Below are 3,639 nucleotides of genomic sequence, written 5' to 3'. Positions count from 1 at the left end.
CCTTCCAGGAGAACTGCTCGACCTGGGAGATGCCGAAGACGTCGTCCTCGCCCGGGTCGGAGAAGTCGATCGGCTTGCCGCCCGAGGTCATCGGCTGCAGCGCGCCCAGCGCCGTGCCGCCGTCCGCCTCACGCTTGAACCAGATGTTCGGGAACGCCAGGAAGCGGTGCCAGGCCACACCCATGTCCGTCTTCAGCGAGACCGTGATCATCCAGATGAACGACGTCGCGATCTTCAGGCCGGCGAAGAAGTAGGTGAGGTTCTGCAGCGTGGATACGTCCAGGCCCGCGAGCCAGTTCACCACTGGATACGAGATGAAGAACGAGGCCTCGTAGGAGCCCACATGGTGCTGGGCGCCCTCCAGCGCGTGCAGCATGAAGATGCACACGCCGACGATCAGGATGACCGTCTCGACGAAGTACGCCTGGCCGAAGTTGGAGCCGGCGAAGCGGGACTTGCGGCCCAGCCCGCGCGGGTGGCTCAGCTGACGGATGACGATCAGCGCCAGAATGCCGAGTACCGTCATGGTGCCGATGAACTCGACGAAGACGTTGTACGGCGCCCAGTCGCCGACGACCGGCAGGATCCAATCGGCCTGGAACAGCTGGCCGACTGCATTGACGATCGTCAGCAGGAGCGAGAAGAAGCCGACCGCGACGAACCAGTGCGCCACACCGACGATGCCCCAGCGGTTCAACCGGGTATGTCCCAGGAACTCCCTGACCACCGTGACGGTGCGCCGCACGGGCTCATTCGTACGGGTGCCCGCGGGCACGTCCTGACCGAGCCGTACGAAGTGGTAGATCTGCGCGATGGCACGGCCGAACAGTGCCACGCCGACCACGATCAGAGCCAACGACACGATGATCGCGACGAGTTGCATAGGAGAAAACCCTCTATCGGTTGCGGAACCTAGCCCTTCCAGGCCCTGATCTCCTCGGCCAGTGCCGGCGGACGACGCCGAAGAGGTCACCGACGACGCCGTGGTCGACCAGGTCCGGTCGACGCGAGTCCGCGCTGACGCGGGAGCACAGCGCAACGGACGACCTTGGTACTGGGTACCATATTGTGCACACTGAGTCTCAGTCAGTGGCCGTGCAGTCGGTCACACAGCAGTCCGCGCTCACCGCGGACGATCAAGTGACTCGAGTCCCCGACTGCTTGGCCCCCTCTTCGACGAGGCGACGCAGCGAGGGAAGCAGGGCGTCGATGTTCTGTCCGGTCCTGAACGCAACGATGGTGGTGCCGGCACCGGGTTCCGACGGGGAAGCCGGCGCCGGGAACAGGGCAAGCACCTCGCGCATCGCTTCATCGACCTCTGCCACAGGGTCTGTGGATTCACCCCGCAGCCACCGGCGCAGCACGTGGTTGTGGGCCGCGACGACGGACGCCGCCATGAGTTCGGCTCTCAGTGACGCCGACTCCGTGGGATCCCCCATCCAGTCCGCGATGAACTCACGGAACAGCCGCTGGTAGCGCGCCACACTGGCGATCTCGCGGTCACGCAAGGCAGCCACCTTGCTGGTCAGGGCGTACCGCCTGCGCGCGAGGTCACCCTCGTCGATGTAGTGCAACAGCACCAGGCGGACCGCGTCCGAGACGGCGACCAGGGCGGTGCTGTGACTGGAGGTCGCCAGCCGGTCCCGGATCAGTTCCAGCAGCCGGTCATGGTCGGGGAAGATGACCTCTTCCTTGGAGCGATAGTGCCGGAAGAAGGTCGTACGCCCCAGTCCGGCCCGCTCGGCGATGTCATCGATCGTGGTCTGCTCGTATCCGCGTTCGTCGAAGAGGGCGAAAGCCGCGTCGGCGAGTCGGGTCCGTGCGGGTGGCTTGCTCATAAGCGCCCATCTTTCCCTGCCCCAGCCGTGAAGGACCACTTGCTCTCACGAGCGGTACTGCGTACCGTATTTTAGAGATTGAGTACCAGAGGAGGTCGGTGTGGGTTCCGGGGCGACGAACGAGTCCGGTCTACCGATACAGCCGCTTTACGACGGCTGGGCGCTGACGGACTTCGACGCGGACGCCAAGCTGGGCGCGCCGGGGCAGTTCCCGTTCACGCGTGGCGTGTATCCGTCGATGTACACGGGCCGGCCGTGGACGATGCGCCAGTACGCCGGGTTCGGCACGGCGAAGGAGTCCAACGAGCGCTACCACGAACTGGTCGGCGCCGGCACGGGCGGCCTCAGCGTGGCCTTCGACCTGCCGACACAGATGGGCTACGACTCCGACGAGACCATCGCCCGGGGCGAAGTGGGCAAGGTCGGCGTGGCGATCGACTCGATCGAGGACATGCGGACGCTCTTCCAGGGCCTGCCCCTGGACAAGGTGTCGACATCGATGACGATCAACGCCCCGGCATCCACGCTGCTCCTGCTGTACCAGCTCGTCGCGGCCGAGCAAGGTGTGCCCGGTGACCGGTTGACCGGCACGATCCAGAACGACGTGCTCAAAGAGTACATCGCCCGCGGCACCTACATCTTCCCGCCCCAGCAGTCCCTGCGGCTGATCAGCAACATCTTCGCCTACTGCCACAAGGAACTGCCGCGCTGGAACACGATCTCCATCTCCGGCTACCACATGGCCGAGGCCGGGGCGACGCCCGCGCAGGAGATCGCGTTCACCCTCGCCAACGCCATGGAATACGTACGCACAGCGATCGCCGCAGGCCTCGACGTCGACGACTTCGCGCCGCGTCTGTCGTTCTTCTTCGTCGCCCGCACCACGCTGCTGGAGGAGATCGCCAAGTTCCGCGCCGCGCGGCGCATCTGGGCCCGCATCATGCGCGACGAGTTCAACGCCAAGAATCCCAAGTCGCAGATGCTGCGCTTCCACACCCAGACCGCCGGCGTGCAGCTGACCGCGCAGCAGCCCGAGGTCAACCTCGTCCGTGTCGCCCTGCAGGGCCTGGGCGCGGTCCTCGGCGGGACCCAGTCCCTGCACACCAACTCCTACGACGAGGCCATCGCCCTGCCCACCCAGAAGGCGGCGCGGCTCGCCCTGCGCACCCAGCAGGTCATCGCCTACGAGACCGACGTGACCACGACCGTCGACCCCTTCGCCGGGTCGTACGTCATGGAGTCGATGACCGACGACCTCGAAGCGGCGGTGCTGGAGCTGATCCAGGCCGTGGAGGACCGTGGCGGCGCGGTAGAGGCGATCGAACAGGGCTTCCAGAAGTCCGAGATCGAGAAGTCCGCGTACCGGACCGCGCTGGAGATCGACAACCAGGACCGCATCGTCGTCGGCGTCAACAAGTACATCCTCGACGAAGAAGAACCCTACGACCCGCTGCGCGTCGATCCGCAGATCGAGATCGACCAGCGTGAACGACTCGCCGCCTTGCGTCGTGAACGTGACAACTGCGCCGTTGAACATGCCCTGGACGCTTTGCGCATCGCTGCCAAGGGCACCGACAACGTCCTGCCCCCTATGCGAGATGCCCTGCGTCAGCGCGCCACGGTCGGCGAGGTCTCCCAGGCCCTGCGCGACGTCTGGGGCGTGTACGTCCCCCATGACACCTTCTGACCCAATGACATGCACGTGGAGCCGCTAGTGAACGACATCGACATTCGTACGACTGCTGGGAAGCTCGCGGATCTCCAGCGCCGTATCCAGGAGGCGACGCACGCCGGCTCGGCA

The 3,639-nt window shown here is 65.7% G+C and carries 2 protein-coding genes and 1 pseudogene; 1 reads left to right on the top strand and 2 read right to left on the bottom strand.

Going from position 1 to position 3,639, the window contains the following annotated elements; translation table 11 throughout:
• Together IEZ19_RS49410 and IEZ19_RS49405 are read right to left on the bottom strand one after the other, a co-directional pair.
• Positions 1 to 883 (bottom strand): annotated as a pseudogene (locus IEZ19_RS49410) (Fe-S oxidoreductase); the annotation flags it as partial.
• Positions 884 to 1,136: 253 nt separating this feature from the next.
• Positions 1,137 to 1,838 carry a TetR/AcrR family transcriptional regulator gene (locus tag IEZ19_RS49405; RefSeq protein WP_189317899.1) on the bottom strand — a complete coding sequence of 234 codons (702 nt, stop codon included), beginning with the start codon at positions 1,836 to 1,838 and terminating at the stop codon, positions 1,137 to 1,139.
• A 100-nt stretch (positions 1,839 to 1,938) separates the two neighbouring features.
• Between IEZ19_RS49405 and IEZ19_RS49400 the strand changes: the two genes are divergently transcribed.
• Entirely contained in the window at positions 1,939 to 3,525 is a 1,587-nt protein-coding gene (locus tag IEZ19_RS49400; protein WP_189317898.1) for an acyl-CoA mutase large subunit family protein, read from the top strand.
• The last annotated feature ends 114 nt before the right edge of the window (positions 3,526 to 3,639 follow it).

Source organism: Streptomyces brasiliensis (genome assembly GCF_014647875.1).
Classification (GTDB): domain Bacteria; phylum Actinomycetota; class Actinomycetes; order Streptomycetales; family Streptomycetaceae; genus Streptomyces; species Streptomyces brasiliensis.
Note: the sequence above shows the minus strand (reverse complement) of the source record. Positions and strands in the feature narration are given on the sequence as shown.